At 72.8% G+C, this 18,835-nt stretch carries 11 protein-coding genes; 1 reads left to right on the top strand and 10 read right to left on the bottom strand.

Annotated elements, in window-relative coordinates; genetic code table 11:
* Positions 1-56: 56 nt before the first annotated feature.
* The 8 genes from ACZ6ZN_RS00350 to eccD form a co-directional block, all read right to left on the bottom strand.
* Positions 57-434, bottom strand: coding sequence for a hypothetical protein (locus ACZ6ZN_RS00350; protein ID WP_451880080.1), 378 nt, complete (start codon positions 432-434; stop codon positions 57-59).
* Between the two features lie 2 nt (positions 435-436).
* Complete coding sequence (locus ACZ6ZN_RS00345) at positions 437-889, bottom strand: YbaB/EbfC family nucleoid-associated protein (RefSeq protein ID WP_398107236.1); 453 nt, start codon at positions 887-889, stop codon at positions 437-439.
* A gap of 31 nt (positions 890-920) precedes the next feature.
* A complete protein-coding gene (locus tag ACZ6ZN_RS00340; RefSeq protein ID WP_469641931.1) occupies positions 921-4,610 on the bottom strand; it encodes an AAWKG family protein in 3,690 nt (1,229 codons plus the stop codon).
* Between the two features lie 129 nt (positions 4,611-4,739).
* Positions 4,740-5,210, bottom strand: a complete 471-nt coding sequence (locus tag ACZ6ZN_RS00335; protein WP_398107234.1) for a type VII secretion system-associated protein — start codon at positions 5,208-5,210, stop codon at positions 4,740-4,742.
* 111 nt (positions 5,211-5,321) lie between these two features.
* Positions 5,322-5,630 (bottom strand): WXG100 family type VII secretion target, encoded by a 309-nt coding sequence (locus tag ACZ6ZN_RS00330; RefSeq protein WP_398107233.1) that lies wholly within the window; start codon positions 5,628-5,630, stop codon positions 5,322-5,324.
* Positions 5,631-5,718: 88 nt separating this feature from the next.
* The gene (locus ACZ6ZN_RS00325; RefSeq protein ID WP_398107232.1) at positions 5,719-6,054 is read right to left on the bottom strand and encodes a hypothetical protein; all 336 of its coding nucleotides are present in this window, start codon (positions 6,052-6,054) and stop codon (positions 5,719-5,721) included.
* Positions 6,055-6,587: 533 nt separating this feature from the next.
* On the bottom strand, positions 6,588-8,162 hold the full coding sequence (eccB, locus tag ACZ6ZN_RS00320) for a type VII secretion protein EccB (RefSeq protein WP_469641928.1): 1,575 nt from the start codon (positions 8,160-8,162) through the stop codon (positions 6,588-6,590).
* A gap of 44 nt (positions 8,163-8,206) precedes the next feature.
* Positions 8,207-9,607, bottom strand: a complete 1,401-nt coding sequence (eccD, locus tag ACZ6ZN_RS00315) for a type VII secretion integral membrane protein EccD (RefSeq protein ID WP_469641926.1) — start codon at positions 9,605-9,607, stop codon at positions 8,207-8,209.
* 453 nt (positions 9,608-10,060) lie between these two features.
* On the opposite strand from eccD, the gene eccCa reads away from it, so the two are divergent.
* The gene (eccCa, locus tag ACZ6ZN_RS00310) at positions 10,061-14,062 is read left to right on the top strand and encodes a type VII secretion protein EccCa (protein WP_469641924.1); all 4,002 of its coding nucleotides are present in this window, start codon (positions 10,061-10,063) and stop codon (positions 14,060-14,062) included.
* Between the two features lie 77 nt (positions 14,063-14,139).
* On the opposite strand, the gene ACZ6ZN_RS00305 is transcribed toward eccCa, so the two are convergent.
* Both ACZ6ZN_RS00305 and ACZ6ZN_RS00300 read right to left on the bottom strand, forming a co-directional pair.
* On the bottom strand, positions 14,140-15,387 hold the full coding sequence (locus tag ACZ6ZN_RS00305) for a S8 family serine peptidase (protein WP_469641922.1): 1,248 nt from the start codon (positions 15,385-15,387) through the stop codon (positions 14,140-14,142).
* A complete protein-coding gene (locus ACZ6ZN_RS00300; RefSeq protein ID WP_469641920.1) occupies positions 15,384-18,701 on the bottom strand; it encodes a right-handed parallel beta-helix repeat-containing protein in 3,318 nt (1,105 codons plus the stop codon). Before ACZ6ZN_RS00300 ends, ACZ6ZN_RS00305 begins: the two co-directional genes overlap by 4 nt.
* Between the last annotated feature and the right edge of the window lie 134 nt (positions 18,702-18,835).

Raw genomic sequence — 18,835 nt, 5'->3', positions numbered from 1 at the left:
GGCAGCCCGCGGTGGCCGCTCCCTCGGGGACGAGGGAGCGGCCGGTGGCGCAGGGGTCAGCGGCGCCCATGCCCGCCCGGGCTCCCGTCGCCGCCCAGTCCGTCGGTCTCGATCCGGCTGTTGCGCTGCTCGATGTCCTCGATGTTGCGGTCGCGGGTGTCCTTCATCATCCGCACCTGGCTGACCGTGGCGTCGGTGATGCCCACCAGGGCGTCACGGATGGACATCATCGTGTCCTTGGTCGTCTGGCGTTCCTTCTGCTCCTGCGGCCTGGCCTTCTCGGCGAACTCCCCGTCCGTACCGGGCCAGTTGACCGTCGGCGCCAGTTCGTCGAGGAACTCCTCGGTCATGCTCCGGGCCAGGGAGCCGATCTCCTCCAACTGTCCGGCCAGGGCCTCGATGCGGTGCGGATCCACGTAGTAGCGCTGTCCCACCGTCAGTCCTCCCCGTCCTCGTCGAGTGCGTCACGCCAAGCGGGCCCCTGCTCGCCGCCGCGCGCCGGCTCCTCGTCGTCGCGCAGCACCTCGGGGCCGAAGATCCGCTCCCAGTCGACCTCGAAGCCCTTCAGCTCGGGCACGTTGCTGCTGGGCTCCGTGAAAGGAGCCATCGCCTTCATGACATGCCGGTTCATCTTCAGGCGTGCCGCGCCCGCCGCTTCCAGGACACTGGCGGCCAGCTCCTGTGGCGACATGTCGCGGTACTTGTTCTCCAGGAACTCGAGGCCGGTCAGCTCACCCTGCGGCCCGACCGTCGCCCGTACCGCACGGTCGGAGGAGAGCACCGCGAACGACGTCTCGCGCAGCTCGCGTTCGGTGCGGGCCAACGCCTCCTGGGCTGCCTGGAGTTCTGCCATCGCCTGTTCCAGGCGCTTCTCCAGCGGTTCCGTCACGCTCGCCCCTCCCTTCTTCCGCGGGGTCCGTTCATCGGCCGATGACGGCCGGTGTGCCGCCCTCGTCGGTGCCCCATACGTCCGCGTCCTCCTCCAGGTAGTCGGCGGACGTGGCCGGCCTGCGGCCGGGCTCCGCCTCCTCCTCGGGGGACTCGCCACCGGTGGTCGCCACCCGCGACGCGGGGGCGAGGAAGGTGTCGGCGTCCTCCTGACGGTTCCACGGGCTCCGCCGGCGGCGATTGCGCCGTTCGCTCTCCTCCGCCGCGTCGACGAGGACGGCCCGCACCCGTTCGCCGTTGCCCCGCTCACCTCCCGCGCCCATGCCGCCCATGCCGCCCATGGGCATGCCGGGACTGCCGGGCATGCCGGGGCTGCCCGGGGCGCCGGACGTGGCGGCCGGTGCGAGCGGGGCGGTGGCGCCCTCGGACAGCGGAGCCACCCCGGAGCCGTCGGGGGAGAAGGAGCCCGCAGCGGAGAAGCCGCCCGGAGCGGCGGAACTGGCGGCCGGTCCGCTGCCACCCCCCAGCCCCAGTGCGGACAGCGGAACGTCCCGGGTGACCGTGGAGCTGCCGCCACCGGTTCCGTTCAGCTCGCCCGGACCGTCGAGGAGGTCGGAACGGTCCGGCATCGACGGCGTGTTGAGGTCGTGCAGGTTCACCGTCTCGGTGCGGCCCTGCGGGTCGGTGACCGTGGCCATGCCGGTGTCCGGGTCGATGACCTGGGTGCTGCCGTCCGGGAAGGTGGTGGTCAACCGGCCGTTGTCCAGGGTGGTGAGGGAGCCGTCCGGGTTGGTGACCGTGGCCCCGTGGGTGAGGTCGGCGGTCGTGCTGGAGCCGTCCGGCCGGGTGGTGGTGAGCATGCCGTTGTCCGGGTCGAAGACGCTCTGGCTGCCGTCGCGGAACGTGGTGGCGAAGTCGCCGTCGTCCTCGAGCGAGGTGTGGCCGCCGGTAGGTGTCTCCAGGCCGGACGGGTCCGCGTTGAGGCCGCCCAGGTCGCCGATCGACTCGGTCACCACGTCCCGGCCGAGGTCGCCCAGGTCGCCCACGCCACCGGGATTCCCCTGCTGGTTCTGGCCGTTGAGGCTTCCCCATTGCCCGAGGTCCTCGGTGGTGGTGGTGCCGTCGGGTGCGGTCGTGGTGGTGCGGCCGGTGGTGGGGTCGACGGTCTGGGTGGTGCCGTCGGGGAAGGTCGTGGTCAGCTTGCCGTCGTCGCCGAGGGACGTGACGGAGCCGTCGGGGTTGGTCACCCTCGTGCCGTCGCCCAGGTCGGCCGTGGTGACGCTGCCGTCCGGGTGGGTGGTGGTGAGCACCCCGGTGTCCGGGTCGAAGGACGTGCGTCCACCGTCGCGGAAGTCGGTCGTCAGGTCGCCGCCCGTGAGCTGCGTGCTGCCTCCGGTCGGGGTGTCGAGCACCCCGTCGCGGCCGTTCAGGCCGTCGAGGCTGCCCAGGTCCGTCGTCGAGGTGGTGCCGTCCGGTGCGGTCGTGGTGGTGCGGCCGGTGGTGGGGTCGACGGTCTGGGTGGTGCCGTCGGGGAAGGTCGTGGTCAGCTTGCCGTCGTCGCCGAGGGACGTGACGGAGCCGTCGGGGTTGGTCACCCTCGTGCCGTCGCCCAGGTCGGCCGTGGTGACGCTGCCGTCCGGGTGGGTGGTGGTGAGCACCCCGGAATCCGGGTCGAACGAGGTGCTGCTGCCGTCGGGGAAGCCGGTGGTGAGCTTGCCGTCGTCGAGCCGGGTGCTGCCGCCGGTCGGGGTCCGCAGGGACGCGCCCGGACCGTCGTTCAGTGCGCCGAGGCTGCCGAGGCTCCGGGTGACCTCGTCGTCGGCCGCGCTGCCGGTCCTGCCGGACGGGCCGTTGTTCAGCGCGCCCAGGTTGCCCAGGGACGTGGTGACGGGAGGGATACCGCCGGTCGGGCTCCGGTCGTCGCCGCCGCCCGTGCCGTTCAGGTCGCCGGCGCTCTCGGTGACCGGGACGTTCCGGCCGAGCAGGTCGTCGAGGCTGCCGAGGTCCTGCTCGTTCAGCGGGCCCCGCGGGTCGTTGAGGCCGCCCAGGTTCTCCTCCATGGCCTGGCGCTGCTCCTCGGCCTCGCGCCTGGCCTCGTCCTGCTCGCGCTTCTGCTCCTCGCGGAGTTCGTCCGCGTACTTCTTGTCCTCGTCACGCTGCTGGTTCTGCTCCGCCCGCAGCTCGTCCTGGTACTTCCTGGCCTCGTCCTGCTCGCGCTTCTGCTCGTCGCGGAGTTCGTCCTGGATCTTCTTTGCCTCGTCCTGCTCGCGCTTCTGCTCCGCGCGCAGTTCGTCCTGGTACTTCTTGTCCTCCTCGCGCTGCTGGTTCTGCTCCTTGCGCAGCTCCTCCTGGTACCGGCGGTCCTCCTCGCGCTGGCGCTCCTGCTCGGCGCGCAGCTCGTCCTGGTACTTGCGGTTCTCCTCGTTCTGCTTGTCGATCTCCTCCTTCTCCTCCTGCAGCTTCCTCTTCTCGTAGTCGTCGGCCGCGGTGGTGGTCGACTTCGGCTCGGGCAGGTTCTCCGAGAAGTCCTTGCCCAGGTCGAGGAAGTGGTTGTTGAGGGAGGACTGCACCTGGGCCGCGGGTTTGCCCAGGTACTCGTCGACGCCCTGGCTCCAGATCCTGACGGCCTTGTCGCCGACCTTCGCCCAGTTGGCGATGTCGGTGAGGTCGCCGTACTCCGGGTGCTCCTGGAGGAAGCCGGCCTGCGGGGAGTGGTAGGTGGAGCTGCCGTAGCGGTAGTGGGTGACCTTGATGTCGGTCTTGGCGACGTTGTTGGCGTCCACCCACTGGGCGAGGTCGTCCAGGACGTACCGCAGCACCTGGTGCGGGTCGTAGTAGGGCGACTTGGCCCAGTCCAGCCATGCCTTCAGCAGGGTGTCGGCCGCGTTCTCCAGATATGTGCGGCCCAGGGACAGGGCGCGGGAGTAGACCGTGTTGCCGGTGCCGGTCCCGCTGCCCGAGCCGGGATTCGCGTTGAAGGTCTCGACGTAGTTGTCGTAGTTCTCGCGGATCTTCTTCAGCAGGCTCCGGAAGACCTCGGCGGCCTCGCCCTTCCAGCTCGCGTCGTCCCGGCCGAAGCGGTCCTCCCAGTCCTTCAGCACCACGGCGTGGTCCTTGAAGAACTTGGCGGCGTAGTCGAAGGACTCGCCGGTGGTGTCGAACGAATTGAGGTCCACCACGTCGCCGCCGCCGACGCCCAGGTTGCTGAACCGGGCGTCCTGGGTGCTGCCGCCCAGCAGGGCGAGCAGCGCCGCCCGTGGCCCGTTCATGTACCGGGCCAGCGGGATCGTGCTCATCTTGTCCTTGTTGTAGTCCGTGAACTCGTTGCCCTCACGGACCTGGGCGTCGTGCACGTTGTCGGATCCCGGGGAGGCGAAGATCACCTCGTCCCCGGCCTTGACCCGGCCCTCGAAGACGATGCGGGCCTGCTTGATCTGGGTCTTCTTCCCGCGGTCGAAGAACCAGATGTCGTAGTCCTCGCCGGTGTTGGTCAGGAAGCCGGAGTCCTTGACGAGCAGGCCGAGGCTGCGGTCCTTGATGTCCATCCGGAAGAGCTTGCCGCCGTGGTCGGAGCGCAGGGTGTCGAAGATCGTGCCGCGGTCCGGCACGGGGTACCCGGTGATGTGGGTGACCAGGGTGGCCCAGGTGTCGGACGACGGGTCACCGGCGTTGTCGAACTTGTCCAGGTTCGCAACGGAGTTGGGATCGTACCGATCGGCCACCGGGCGCCCTTTCTGGTCGGTGCCTGTCCTGTGTGCCGGTGCACGGCGTTCTCATGCCATCAGCAGCCGGGTGCCGCGGTGCGGGTGTGCCGGCCGCTCCGCGGCCGGGCCGGCACGTGCGGCGCGGGGTCAGGTGTCGTCGTTGTTCCCGCCGGAGCTGCCGGCGGTCAGGGAGTCGACCTCTTCGAAGGTCATGAGCAGCGTCTGCGCGTCGATGGCGCTGAGGTTCTTGTCCTTCGTCTTGTTGGCCTCGTCGATGGTGTCGCCGAGGGCCTCCTTGAGCTCCTTGAACAACTCCATCTGGTCGCCGAGCAGCTTGTCGATCGACTCCGCCGCGGCGCGCACGTCCTCGATGAGCTTGGGGCCCGACACCAGCGGTTCGGTGACCATCTTGCCGATGCGCAGCAGCTGCTTGTCCTGGGCGAGGTTGTCCGGGGTGGTGTGCCCGTCGATGAGCTGGCCGAGCGGGCGGATGTGTGACCCGTCGCCCTCCTCGCGGTGCTTCTTGGCGGCGGTGTACACCGGCTGCACCTCGTTGTCGCGGAAGTTCTCCATCTGCTTGAGGTCGAAGTGCTTGACGTCGGCCTTGTCACCGGCCATGGGACGTCCTCCTGCGGCTTGGTACCGGACGGGGTGACGAGCGGCACCGGTACGGCCGTCCGCGCGTCGGCGCCGGCGCGCGGACGGCCGTACCGGTGAGGGCCGGGGGTGCTACCTGGCCCGGACGTTGCCCCAGTTGTCGGCGCTGCGACGCTCGTCGCGGGAGTGGTTGTCGTGGATGCTCTGGATCAGCTGACCGCTGTCGCCGAGCAGCATGGCCATGTTCTTGGTGGCCTGGTCCCACTCCGCCTGGACCTGGACGTACATCTGCCGGTCGGAACCCTCCCAGGAGCCGACGAGCGGCTTCAGCTCGTCCTCGAGGGTGTTGAGCGTGTTGATGATCTGCTGGGTCTGGTCCTTCAGATCCTCGATGGCCCGCTGGACCACGGGGTACTGCACGTCGATGATGCCGTCGGCCATGACGTCTCCTCTCGGGGGCCGGGCGCCAGGCCCGGAAGGCTCGCGGGGTCCGGCCACGCCACGAGGGCCGATGCCGGAAGGGGGGAAGTCAGCGCAGTGCTTCGAAGACGCCCTGGGTGGTCTTGCTGTTGAGGACCTCGGTCAGGTCCTGGTTCTCCTGCGCCAGACGGTTGGCGGAGGTCACGTTCTCCTGGAGCGCGTCGACCATCTTGCTGATCTGGACGACGACCTTCTGCGCCTCGGCGTTCCAGCTCCGGAAGAGCTTGAGGAGAGCCTGCCCCTCGTCACCGCCGACGCCCGAACGCGCGGCCAGCTCGGCCACGTTGTTCTGGATCTTCTCGACCTGGCTCCGGGCCGACTCCAGGGACGAGACGCCCCCCAAGCCCTTGGCGTAATCCGCTTTCCTCGCGGCACTGTCCGCCATGTCGCGCTCCCTTCGTTCGAGCAAGTCCTGTCGCCTGGTTGCCCGCTGAGGCTAGAGAGAACCCCGCGTTCCGCGCAACGCGTGCAGGAATGGTTTTGAGCTTCGGTCCGGCTCACCAAGGACCCTACATACCAGTGGAGTTGCCGGGGGGTTTCGGCAGGGTGAAGGTATCCGCCGCACCGGTGGGCGAGTACCCGGCGGCACATTCGCGGAAGCGGGCACGAAGCGGGCACAGGAGGGCCGCAAACGGTCATCACAGCGGCTCGTTTCCTGGAATGTCCGCGTGGGCCGCGGTCATTCCAGGCATCGCCTCCCGGGAATTCTTGAGCTTCATTTGAGGTGGCGCGCCGGACACCGGCAATTCATCGCGCCGACTTCCGGCGGCCGCGGGGCCGGACATCGGTGCTTTCCCGAGTTCCGCCCCGGCCGCCGGCGGCGCCGGCCGTACGCCGTCCGGAATCAATTCGGCTGGAATTCGCCCCCGCTGCCGCCCCTTTTCCCTTTGTTCGGTCCGAACGTGTTCCTTGTCCGGATCACTGCGCGGTGCGGACTGTGTCGGGCTTGTCCGCCGTCCCGCCCCCGGCGTCCTTGCGCCCCGCCGCGGCGGTGCCGCACGCGGGGGCCGTGACCCTCACCTCGGCGGCGCCCGAGGCGGCGGCCGGGTCCAGATCCGCGCCGGTCGGGAAGGAGGCGAGCAGGGGTGCCGGCACCGAGTCGACGTCCCCGGCCCCGTAACCGAGCGCGGACAGCGCCTCCTTGGAGGTGACCCGGTACTTCACACCGTTGTCCGCCACGAGGTAGGTGGTGCCCGCGTGGGCCGCGCCGCTGGCGTGCAGCGCCCTGACCAGAGCGCCGTGCCCGGGGCGGACGACCGCGGCGTCCGGCGGGGCGCAGGCCGGTTCCACCGGCTCGCCGGCGCCCTGCGGCACCGCCACCGGGGCGAGCGCGGTCAACGGCGCCAGCACGGAGCTGATCCGGGCACCGCCGTCCCCGCCGTCCACCTTGGCGCACAGCGCCGATCCCCGCGGTGTGGACTGCACGGTCGGCGGCGCGTCCGGCAGTTGGGCGGATCCGGCCGGGCCGGCGTTCCGTGCCCGGTGTTCGCGCAGGATGTCGGCGCCCACCGTGCGCACCTCGGGCGACTTCCCCTGGTAGGCCTCCTTCTGGGTGGCCGGGTCGCCCAGCACCAGAGCGGCTCCCAGCCGTGTCAGCGGTACCAGCCCGTCCTTGTGGAGCAGGTGATAGGTGCTGCCGCCCCCGGGCACGCTCACCTTGAACAGCTGGCCGACACGGCCGGCCTCACCGCCGAGCTCGGGACCCTCCTCGCCGCGTCCGGGCACGTCGGGCGGCTTCAGGGCGGGCCCGGGGGCCAGCGCGTCCAGGAAGGCCGCGGAGACCCGCATGGGCCGTTCCGAGCCGTACCCGAGGGCGTTGCGCGCGTCGGAGGCACGGTCCAGCGGCAGCCTGCTGCCCCGCCACACCAGGTACTCGGTGCCGTCCGGGCCGCGCACCAGTACCGCGCGGTCCCCGTCCACCCCCTGGGAATCCACGGGTGCCCCGGCGACCACCGTGGTGGCCCCCGGCTCGTCCACGCCGGTGTCGGCCGTGGCGCCGGAGGTGCTGGGCAGCGCCCCCTGCGGGCCGGTGACGCACATGTGCCAGGCGCCGTCGTCCAGCCGACCCGGGTCCGGCACGGTGTCCGGGGCGCCGGGGATGCCGACGGGCGCGCCCACCGGGGTGTCGCGCAGCGAAGCGGTGCCCACGTCGTCCGTCGCCAGGTCGGGCCCGCCGATCAGCCGCGCCGACGCGTAGTTGCGCACCGGGTGCAGCACCCCGTCGGTGCCGGTCCACAGATAGCGGGCGCCGGTGTCGCGGTTGACCACCAGGTGCTCGCCGTCGCGCCAGCCGTCGTTGCCGCCGGGGCGCAGCAGACCGTAGACGGTGGCGCCCGCGCCGACCAGGACGGTGACCAGCACGCCGAAGACCACACCGCGCGTGGTGCGTCCCAGCGGGCTCTCCGGGGCGTCCGGGTCGGCCGTCAGCAGGCCCGAGCTGAGCCTGCCCATCATGAATCCGTGGGCCTGCACCTGGTCGCGTTTGGACTGCACAGCCTCTCCTCACCTCGTACTCGATGGACCGGCTTCGCGAACGCTCAGCCGAACAGGCCGCGCAGCCAGCCGAACAGGCCCGCCACCCACAGGGCGAGCGGCAGCAGCGCCACCGCGAAGCCGGTGTGCGCCAGCTCCGCAGCCCGGCCCCAGTACGGCAGGACGCGGCGGCCGGGCACGACCCAGGCCGCCACCACCAGGCCCGCCGCCGCGGCGAGCAGGACCGCGCAGACCACCGTGCGCCCGCCGCTGGCGCTGTCGACCGCCCAGGCGCGGGCCAGCAGCAGCAGACCCCACACCCCGGGGACCGCCAGGGTCAGCCGCTGGGCGATGTGCACCAGGCCCCGGCAGTGCAGGAGCAGCAGCAGGCTCAGCGCCAGGCAGGTCAGCACCTCGGGCAGGTCCGGACGTTCGGCGAGCACGGCCAGCGCGGCCGCGCAGACGACGCCGGTGGCGGCGAACAGCGCGGTGACCCAGCGCCCGGCCAGTTCCGTGCGCTCGGCGACCTCGGCGCCCGCGTACGGCTCGATGCCCTCCTGGAGCTGGCTCGCCGACGACGGCAGCGCCGGCATCCGCATCCCCGCCAGCTTGAAGGCGAAGGGCGCCACCGCCCCGGCGCCCAGCGCGACCACCGTCGCCACCAGCGCCGCCGTGGCCGGCACGTCCAGACCGCTGTAGCCGATCAGCGCCCCGGCGACCGCGGCGGCCACCGACACCACCGCCGTGGCCACCAGCGCCGGAGCACCGACCGCGGTGGCGGCCAGCGCCAGCACGGCCCCGCCCGCGCCCGCGGCGCCCGCCGCCAGCAGCCGCGCCCCGACGACCCGCGCGGCGTCCGGCCCCGTCAGGTCGCCGCCGGGCAGCACCCAGCCGGCCAGCGCCAGACAGGGCGCCACCAGCAGGCCCAGCGCACTGGCCGAGAGCCGGTCCCCGACCGCGCGGCTGGCCGTACCCGCCCCGGCGAGCAGCAGCAACCCGGTCACCCCCGCGTACGCGGGCCGCGACGAGGAGCTCACCCCGGGCCAGAACACCAGCAGCAGCGCGGTCAGGACGGTGGCCACCGCGGTGCCCACCAGCAGGCCGCGCGCCGCGCCCGGGTGCCAGTTGTGCAGCCGCCGGCCCGCCGTGTCGGCTATCCCGTCGACCAGGTCGTCGAGCCTGGCCTCCGGCAGCGCCTCGGTGTGGGGACGCAGGTAGAGCACGTCCCCGTCGGTGAGTCCGGAGCGGGCGAGCGTGGTCTCCTCGTCGAGCGGGGCGTCACCGAGCCGCTGGAGCACCCAGCCGGCGTGGTCGAGACCGGCCTCCTCGGCCTCCTCGCCGACATAGCGCAGCAGGGTGGGCAGCAGATCGGCGACCGGCACATCGGCGGGCACGGCCAGATCGACGGAGACGCTCGGCGCGCGTACGGTCAGGCGGCACAGTTCGGCCACCGCACTGTCGGTCATCAGCTGAACTCTCGTCTTCCGTGGGGTGTGTGACAGGGAGACGTGCCCCCGGGAATGGGGGAACGGATGAAGAGTACGCACGGTATATGCGGCCACCAACGACGGGCCAGAGCACTGGAATTGTCGCCGAGCGTCCGGTAACCACCCCTCTCGCGTGGACAGGTGGCGTGCGGTGAATGCAGACTACTGCCGACGCCCGCCGGATTGTGCTGCGGATCGGACACGCCCGGTACGGAGCAGATCGGCACAGGAGTTGCCCGCCCCCACCGCCCGGAACACGACCGCCCCGGATATCGCCGTTGCCCGGGACCACGCGCGTCCACCCGGTGGGACACTTCCCGCCACCACGCGTGGCGGGTATTCGGTGCGGGCCGGAAAGCCCAGCGAACCCGGAGGTTTCGTCCCTTGAGCGTGGTGCTGTTTCGCCGGCCTGCCCGCAGACGCGGACCGGAGATGCCCGAAGGGCAATTGACCCTCCAGGAACCCCCGGTCCTCGCCGAGACGGTTCCGGACACCTCGGCGATATGGACCTATCTGCCGATGGCGCTGATGTCGGTGTCGATGATGCTGATGTTCCTGCGCCCCGGCGGCGGCAACGGGGTCTTCATCTACCTGGCGATGGGCGTCATGGCGCTGTCGGCCGGAGCCATGCTCCTGGGCCAGCTGATGCGCCGCTCCAGCGAGCGCAAGCAACGCCTCAGGGGCGAACGCCGCGACTACCTCCGCTACCTGGCGCAGATCCGCAAGCGCGTCCGGGCCACCATCGTCGAACAGCAGCGGGCCCTCGCCTGGCGCCACCCGGAGCCGGCCTCCCTGCGCTCCCTGGCCCGGACCTCCCGCCTGTGGGAACGCCGCCCCGCCGACGAGGACTTCGGCGAGGTCCGCCTCGCGGTCGGCGAGCAGCAGCTCGCCCTCACCCTCCAGCCGGTCTCCACCCGGCCCGTGGAGGACCTCGAACCCCTCTGCGCGCACGCGCTGCGCCGCTTCATCCGCGCCTACTCCACCATCCCCGACCAGCCCCTCGGCCTCTACCTGCGCTCCTCCGCCCGGATCCTGCTGCGCCCCGAGGAGAGCCCCGACGACCCGTCCGTCCGGCCGGCGCCGACCGCCTCCCCGGCCGGGGACACCGGACACGACGCCGTCCGCTCCCTGGTGCGCGCCGCACTCGGTCAGCTCGCGGTGTTCCACGCCCCCGAGGAGCTGTGGCTCGCGGTCTGCGTCAGCGACGAGCGCCGGGCCGACTGGGAGTGGGCCAAGTGGCTGCCGCACGCCCTGCACCCGCACGAGGAGGACGGCGCGGGCCAGGTCCGCCGGATCACCGCCGACCTCACGGAACTGGACGACCTGCTCGGGGCCGAGTTCGCCGAGCGCCCCGGCTTCGACCCCGACGCCCGCCCCGGACGCGACGAGCCCTACACGGTCGTCGTCCTCGACGGCGTCACCGTCCCCGAGGGGCACCGCTGGGAAGGGCACGGCTACCGCAACGCGGTGGTCCTCGACGTCTCCGGTGCCCTGCGCTGGCGTCCCGGCCGCAACACCCTGCGGCTGACCGTCGGGCCGGACCGGGTGAACCTGGTGCGCACCGACCGCAGCCGCAAGGAACGCTCCGTGCCGCTCGGCCGCCCCGACCGGCTCGGCCCGCTCGGCGCGGAGTCCCTGGCCCGGCTCCTCACCGCCCGCCGCATCAGCCTCGGCACCGACATCGCCCAGCCCCTGGACACGGACGTCGAGCTGACCACCCTGCTCGGCATCCCCGACCTGCACCGCCACGACCCGCAGACCCTCTTCGCCCGGCACACCGGCTCCGCCCGGCTCCGGGTACCCGTCGCGGTCGGCGTGGACGGCCGCCCCGTGGAACTCGACATCAAGGAGTCCGCGCAGGGCGGCATGGGACCGCACGGCATGCTCATCGGCGCCACCGGCTCCGGCAAGAGCGAACTGCTGCGCACCCTCGTCCTCGGCCTGGCCCTGACCAACTCCTCGGAGACGCTCAACTTCGTCCTCGTCGACTTCAAGGGCGGCGCCACCTTCCTCGGCCTGGAGGAACTCCCGCACACCTCCGCCGTCATCACCAACCTCGCCGACGAGGTCGCCCTCGTCGAACGCATGCAGGACGCCCTGCACGGCGAACTCATGCGCCGCCAGGAACTGCTGCGGGCCGCCGGGAACTACACCTCCGCCCTGGAGTACGAGCGGGCCCGCGCCGCCGGAACCGGCCTCACCCCCCTGCCCAGCCTGTTCGTCGTGGTCGACGAGTTCAGCGAACTGCTCTCCGCCCACCGCGAGTTCATGGACCTCTTCGTCATGATCGGCCGCCTCGGCCGCTCCCTCGGGGTGCACCTGCTGCTGGCCTCGCAGCGTCTGGACGAGGGCCGCATGCACCAGCTGGAGAGCCACCTGTCCTACCGCATCGGCCTGCGCACCTTCTCCGCCATGGAGAGCCGCGGCGTGCTCGGGGTGCCGGACGCCTACCAGCTGCCCGCCCAGCCCGGCAGCGGCTACCTGAAGTCCGGCGTGGAGGCACTGACGCGCTTCCGCGCGGCCTACTCCTCCGGCACCTACCACCGCCGCACCGGCGCCGTGGTGCAGGCCCGGGTGGCCAGCCAGGTCGTGCCGTGGACCAGCGGCTGGGTCGTGCCGCGCACCCTGGAAGCGGCACCCGAGCCGGAACCCGAGACCAAGGAGACCGGCGAGGAGGAGACCCTCCTCGCCGTGGCGCTCGACCGGCTGCGCGACTCCGGCCCGGCCGCCCACCAGGTGTGGCTGCCCCCGCTGGACGAGCCCTCCCCGCTCGACGCCCTGCTGCCCGGCATCGCCCCCGACCCCGAGCGCGGCCTCACCGCCGGCGGCTGGCCGGGCACCGGCAGGCTGCGCGTCCCGGTCGGCCTGGTGGACAAGCCCTTCGAGCAGCGCCGCGACCCGCTGATCGTGGACCTGTCCGGGGCCGGCGGGCACGTCGCCGTCGCCGGCGGTTCGCAGAGCGGCAAGTCCACCCTCGTCCGCACCCTGATCGGGGCCCTCGCCCTCACCCACACCCCGGCCGAAGTCCAGTTCTACTGCCTCGACTTCGGCGGCGGCGGCCTCTCCCAGCTGGCCGGCCTGCCGCACGTCGGCGGCGTCGCCGCGCGGCTCAACCCCGAACGCGTGCACCGGGCGGTCGCCGAGGTGATGACGCTGCTGGCCCGCCGCGAGCAGTTCTTCGTCGACCACACCCTCGACTCGATGCAGTCCTACCGCCGCCGCCGGGCCGCGGGGGAGTTCCCCGACGAACCCTTCGGCGACGTCTTCATGGTGGTCGACGGCTGGTCCACCGTCCGCCAGGACTACGACGACCTCATCCCGAAGTTCAACGAACTCGCCGCCCGCGGCCTGAACTACGGAATCCACCTGCTGATCACCACCACCCGCTGGGTGGAACTGTCCGCCCAGGTCCGCGACCAGGCCGCCACCCGACTCGAACTGCGCATGGGCGACCCCATGGACTCCGAGGTCGACACCCGCAAGGCCCGCTCGGTGCCGCGCAGCGGGGGCCGCGGCATCACGGCCGACACCAAGATGCACTTCCTGGCCGGTCTGCCCCGCCTCGACGGCAGCGGCTCCCTGGACGACCTCGGCGACGGGGTCGCCCACCTGGTGTCCGAGGTGTCACGCCACTGGACGGGCCCGTCCGCCCCCCAGGTCCGCATGCTGCCGCACCGGCTCCCGCTCGCGGAACTGCCCGCCCCCGAGGCCACCGAGGGCGGCGGCATGCGCCTCCCGCTCGGCATCGACCAGGACGCCCTGGAGCCGGTCTGGCACGACTTCAGCCGCACCCCGCACCTGATCGTGGTCGGTGACACCGAGAGCGGCAAGACCAACCTGCTGCGCCGCGTCTCCGCGGGCATCACCGCCCGCTACGCCCCCAGCGAGGCGAAGATCATCGTGGTCGACTACCGCCGCACGCTCGTGGACACCGTCCCCGAGGAGTACCGCATCGGGCACGTCATCTCCCTGGACAACCTCAAGGAGACGGTCGAGGGCGCCGCCCGCGCCATGAAGACCCGCGTCCCGGGCGCCGACATCGCACCGGCGCGCATGCGCCGATGCGACTGGTGGACCGGCCCGCGCCTGTTCATCCTGGTCGACGACTACGACATGGTCTCCACCAACTCCTTCCAGAGCCCCTTCGAGCCGCTCTTCGAGCACCTCACACTCGGCTTCGAGATGGGTCTGCACCTGGTGGTCGCGCGCAGCGCCATGGGGGCCGGCCGCGGCCTGGGCGACGGCCTGCTGCGCCGCCTCGACGAGGCCAACAACCCCGCCGTCCTCCTGTCCTGCCCGCCCACCGAGGGCCGCCTGTTCGGCAACGCCAAACCGCGCAACCTCCCCCCGGGCCGCGCCCTGCACATCGCCCGCCGCCGCGAGCGCCTGATGCAGACGGCACTGGTGGAGGGGGACCGGGGGCCGGACGCCTGACGGAACGGGAGCGGGGGCCACCCGAGTGGCCCCCGCTCCCGTTCCGTCGGTGACCGCGCGCGGGCCCCGACGTCAGCTCACCGCTGATCCGTCCCGGTGCCCGCCTCCGCCGGGCGCCAGCCCCGGGCGCGGGCGCGCGGGTAGGCGAAGGCGGCCCACAGGACGCACAGGACGCCGGCGGAGCCGACGAGGACGAACAGCGTGGCGCGGTGGGTGACACCCTCCGCCGCGGACGTGTCCCGCACGGCCACGGGCGTAGACCCGCCCTCCGCCCGAGCCGCCCCCGGGGAGCCCTCCAGGACGGTGGTGACGGCGGCGTACGGGTCCAGCTGGGGGATGTCGGCCGGGTAGGCGGTGGCGGTCAGGCGACGGGTGACGGCCGCGGGGGAGGCGTCGGGGTGGGCGGCGCGCACCACCGCCGCGGCCCCGGCGGCGTAGGCGGTCGCCACCGCGGCGCCGCCGCCGAGGTAGTGGCCGTCGCCGCGCGGGCCGCCGGACACCACACCCGCGCCGGGGGCGGCCAGATCGATTCCGCCGGTCCGCGGGGAACCCTCCGGGCGGGCCCCGCTGGGCAGCATGTCGGCGACGGACAGGACACCCGGCTCACCGGCCGGATAGTAGGTGCGCGCCGGGGACTCCTCGCCGCCGCCGCGGGAGGGCGGGTCCGGGGTGGCGGCCGCGACCACCACCGCACCGGCCTCGCGGGCGTCGGCCACCGCGCGGCTCAGCGCGGGGTCGCGGCGGGGCAGGGCGACCCCCACCGCGATCACGTCGGCCCGCGCCGCGACAGCCCCGCGCAGCGCGTCCACCACCAGCGCGGACTCCGCCCGGCCGTACGTGTCGGTGCCCCGCAGCGCGAGGATCCTCGCGCCGGGCGCGACACCCGCGAGACCCGGCGTCGTCCCGCCGGTGCCCGCGACGAGCCCGGCGAGGAAGGTGCCGTGTCCCACGCAGTCGTCGCCGGCCGCGCCCTGGGCGGTGACCCGTCCGTCCAGCCCGGCGGCCTCAGGGTCGACCCCGGTGTCGATCAGGGCGACGGTCACCCCGGAGCCGGTGCTGTGCCGGTGCACCCGTTCGAGGTCCAGCCGCTGACGGGACCAGTCCTGCTTCTTCGCCGTCGCGTCGGAGGCGGGGGTGCAGGCCTCCTGCCCGGCGTCCGGATCGAGCGCGGAGGGCATGCCGGGCAGCTGCTGCCCCTTCCCGTCGGCCGCGGGGTGCAGGGGCGGCTGCGCCGCGAACGCGCTGCCGGCCGGGGGCAGCAGCAGCGCTGCGGCCAGACCGGCACCGGACAGCAGGCGGGAGGCGGCACGGACGTGGGTCTTCATCGGGGAGCCGCCTTCGCGGTCGCGGCGGTGACGTCCTCCGGCAGGAGGATGCGCAGGTCGTCGAGGGTGGGCGCGGCCAGCGAACTGAGCCGCCCGGCCTGCCGGGTGACCATCGACTCCACCATCTGGCGGGCCAGCCGCGCGTTGCCGAAGGAGCGGTCCCGGGGCAGGGCGTCGAAGTACTCCTTGAGCAGCGGCCCGGTGCCGGGACCGCACTCGTAGCCCATGTCCGCGGCCTGCGTGCGCACGATGGTGACCAGTTCCTCGGAGGAGTAGTCGGCGAAGGCGACCCGCCGCGGGAACCGCGAGGACAACCCTGGGTTCGAGGCCAGGAAGCGTTCCATCTCGTCGGTGTAGCCGGCGACGATGACGACCACCTCGTCACGGTGGTCCTCCATCAGCTTCAGCAGGGTGTCCACCGCCTCCTGGCCAAAGTCGTTGCCCTCGCCGCGCGGGGTGAGGGTGTAGGCCTCGTCGATGAACAGCACGCCACCGCGGGCCCGTTCGAAGACCTCCCGGGTGAGCTGCGCGGTGTGGCCGATGTACCGCCCGACGAGATCGGCGCGGGCCGCCTCGACCAGCTGGCCCCGCTCGAGGATGCCGAGCTGGGAGAGGATCTCGCCGTAGAGGCGGGCCACCGTCGTCTTGCCGGTGCCCGGCGGGCCGGTGAACACCAGGTGGTGGCTGAGCGAGGGAACCGGCAGTCCGGCGGCCGCCCGGTGACGGGCGGTGGTGATGAGATTGACGAGGTCCGCCACGTCCCGCTTGACCTCGGCCAGCCCGATCATGTCGCCGAGGCGGGTCAGCGGGTCGTCCCCGGCCGGGGCCGGGCCGCTCGCCGCGGCGGCGGCCGTCGCCGAGACGTCCTCCGGCAGCAGCAGCCGCAGATCGTGCTCACTGACCTGCTGCTGGGAGGCGAGCCGGACCGCCTGCCGGTCCACCATCTCCTCGAACACACCGCGTGCCGCACGGCCGTTGCCGAAACCGGCGTCCCGCGGCATCGCCTCGAAGTGCGCGGCCAGCGCCTGCGCGGTGCCCTCGCCCAGCTCGTACTGATGCTGGGCACACATGTTCTCCATGATCGCGACCAGTTCGGGCACCGAGTAGTTCTCGAACTCGACCGTGCGCGAGAAGCGCGAGGCCAGGCCGGGGTTGAAGGTGAGGAAGGACTCCATCTCACGGGAGTAGCCCGCGGCCACGACCACCACGTCGTCGCGATGGTCCTCCATCAGCTTCAGCAGCGTGTCCACCGCCTCACGACCGAAGTCCGCGCCGCCGTTTCCGCTGTCCGAGGTGAGCGTGTACGCCTCGTCGATGAACAGCACGCCGCCGAGGGCCCGTTGGAAGGTCTCGGTGGTCTTGATCGCGGTCCCGCCGACGACCTGCGCGACCAGGTCGGCACGGGACACCTCCACCAGGTGCCCGCTGCGCAGCGACCCCAGCTCGGCCAGGATGGACCCGTAGAGCCGGGCCACGGTCGTCTTGCCGGTGCCGGGCGGCCCGGCGAAGACCAGATGGCGGCTCATCGGCGGGGCGGGCATGCCCAGCTTCTCCCGGCGCTGGGCGAGCTGCGTCAGGTTGACCAGGGTGCGCACCTGCTGCTTGACGTTCTCCAGACCGATCAGCGCGTTGAGGGCGCCGAGCGGCCCGTCCGCGCGGTCCGGTGGGGGTGCGTCCGCCGCGCCGGAGCCCGCCGGATCGGTGTTCTCGGCGTTCCCGGTGCCCCAGGCGTCCCGCTTGCCGTTGCCGGTACTGTTCAGGCCCTCCACGGCGAGCCGTTCACCGGGGGCCGTCTGCACCAGGCCACCCCCCTCGTTCTCCCGGGCCAGGCAGTTCACCAGCGAGACGGGCGCCGTGGACTCCACCCGGAAGCCGTCCTGCGCTCCGCCGGTCGCCTCGCAGCCGCTCAGGGACGCCAGCGCCCCCTCCCGCAGCAGGAAGCCGTGACCCTGGGCGGCGTGCACCGCGGTGCGGTTGGCGGTCAGCTCGCCGCCGGCGGCCACCACCACACCGTCCTCGCCGGACACCTCGACGCGGAAGTCGCGGACGGTGACGTTCCCGCCGTCCTCGACGGCCAGGCCCCCGGTGGCGGCGTCGGACACCCCGCCGCCCGCCAGGTACAGGGTGCTGCCCGAGGCGACGCGCACCCCCGCGCCCTTCGGCCGGAGTATCTCGCAGTCCTCGGCCCGCCCACGGGCGTCCTTGACGGCCGTCACCCCGTCGCCGGACGGCTCCACCAGCCGGGCCCGGCGCAGCAGCGGGTTGGCGCCGCCGCGCACCAGGACCGCCGGTGCTCCGCCGATCACTTCGAGGCGGTCCAGTTCCGGTGCCGAGTCCTCCTCCAGCAGCAGACCCGTCTCCTCGCAGTCGCGGACGGTGAAGCCGGTGAGGGCCGGCGATGCCGCCCCGGCGACCCGCAGGGCCGCACCCCCGGCGCCGTCCACCCAGCAGTCCTCGAAGGTGCCCCGGGCCCGGTCGGTGACCAGCACACCGTGGCCGCGGGTACGGGAGACCCGGCAGCGCCGCAGCACCGGGTCGGTCCCGGCGGCCAGCGTGATCCCGTTCCCGGAGGCGCCCGTGACCCGTACGTCCTCCAGCGTCGTACGGCCCGCGCTGCTCAGGTGCACGCCGGTGCTGGTGTCGTGCACGACGGTGCGGACGACCGAGAGGGAGCAGTTCTGCTCCAGGGCCAGGGAGGGCTTGTCGGTGGAGGAGAGGTCGCAGTCCTCGACGGTGCCGCGTGACTCACCGTTGGCGAGCAGGCCGTTGCCGCGGGCGTCGCGCACGGTGCAGCCCCGCACACGTGCCTCGCCCTGCTCGGCGAGGACCAGGCCGCTGGTCCCCAGGTGCTCGAAGGTGCAGGACTCCACCGTGGTGGGCGTGGTTGAGGTGACCACGATGCCCGCCCCCTGCCCATTGCTCACCCGGCAGTCCCGCAGGGCGAGCGAGCCGGTGCCTCCGGCGAGCAGCGCGGTCCACGCGGCGCCGACGATCTCGCAGCCGTCCAGCGCGGCCTGCCCGCGCCGCACGTCCACGGCCGGTTCCTCGGCGTCGCCGCCGCGCAGGGTCAGTTCGGAGAGCATCACCGCGTCGGCGCGCAACGCGAGCACGCTGCCCGAGCGCGGCCTGATCTCCACGGTGCCCCGTCCCTCGGCCGCGGTGAGGGTGACCCGGGTGTGGATCACCAGGTTCTCGGCGTAGGTCCCGGGCCGGACGCTGATGATCGCGCCGGTCCGGGCAGCCGAGAGCGCCTCACCGATCGTCCGGTAGCGGTCCCCGTCTCCCGGGCCGACCGTCAGTACCTGGCGCGACACGCACCAACCTCCTTGCCGTGGCGTGGTCTTCAGCGTGCGCCCCGCTCGTCGGGGGCGCGTGTCGGCGGGCCGACGGGGTCATGATGCCTCGCCCCTGCGCGAGGCGAGTCTCCCGGAGCGGTACGTCGCTCCGC

The sequence above is a fragment of the Streptomyces sp. NPDC053665 genome (genome assembly GCF_055585285.1).
Note: the sequence above shows the minus strand (reverse complement) of the source record. Positions and strands in the feature narration are given on the sequence as shown.

Bases quoted from the DNA above. Each gene is read 5' to 3' on its own strand.
- ACZ6ZN_RS00335 (WP_398107234.1), bottom strand. From the start codon at position 5,210: ATGGCCGGTGACAAGGCCGACGTCAAGCACTTCGACCTCAAGCAGATG.
- ACZ6ZN_RS00330 (WP_398107233.1), bottom strand. From the start codon at position 5,630: ATGGCCGACGGCATCATCGACGTGCAGTACCCCGTGGTCCAGCGGGCC.
- ACZ6ZN_RS00325 (WP_398107232.1), bottom strand. From the start codon at position 6,054: ATGGCGGACAGTGCCGCGAGGAAAGCGGATTACGCCAAGGGCTTGGGG.
- eccD (WP_469641926.1), bottom strand. From the start codon at position 9,607: ATGACCGACAGTGCGGTGGCCGAACTGTGCCGCCTGACCGTACGCGCG.
- eccCa (WP_469641924.1), top strand. From the start codon at position 10,061: ATGCCCGAAGGGCAATTGACCCTCCAGGAACCCCCGGTCCTCGCCGAG.
- ACZ6ZN_RS00305 (WP_469641922.1), bottom strand. From the start codon at position 15,387: ATGAAGACCCACGTCCGTGCCGCCTCCCGCCTGCTGTCCGGTGCCGGT.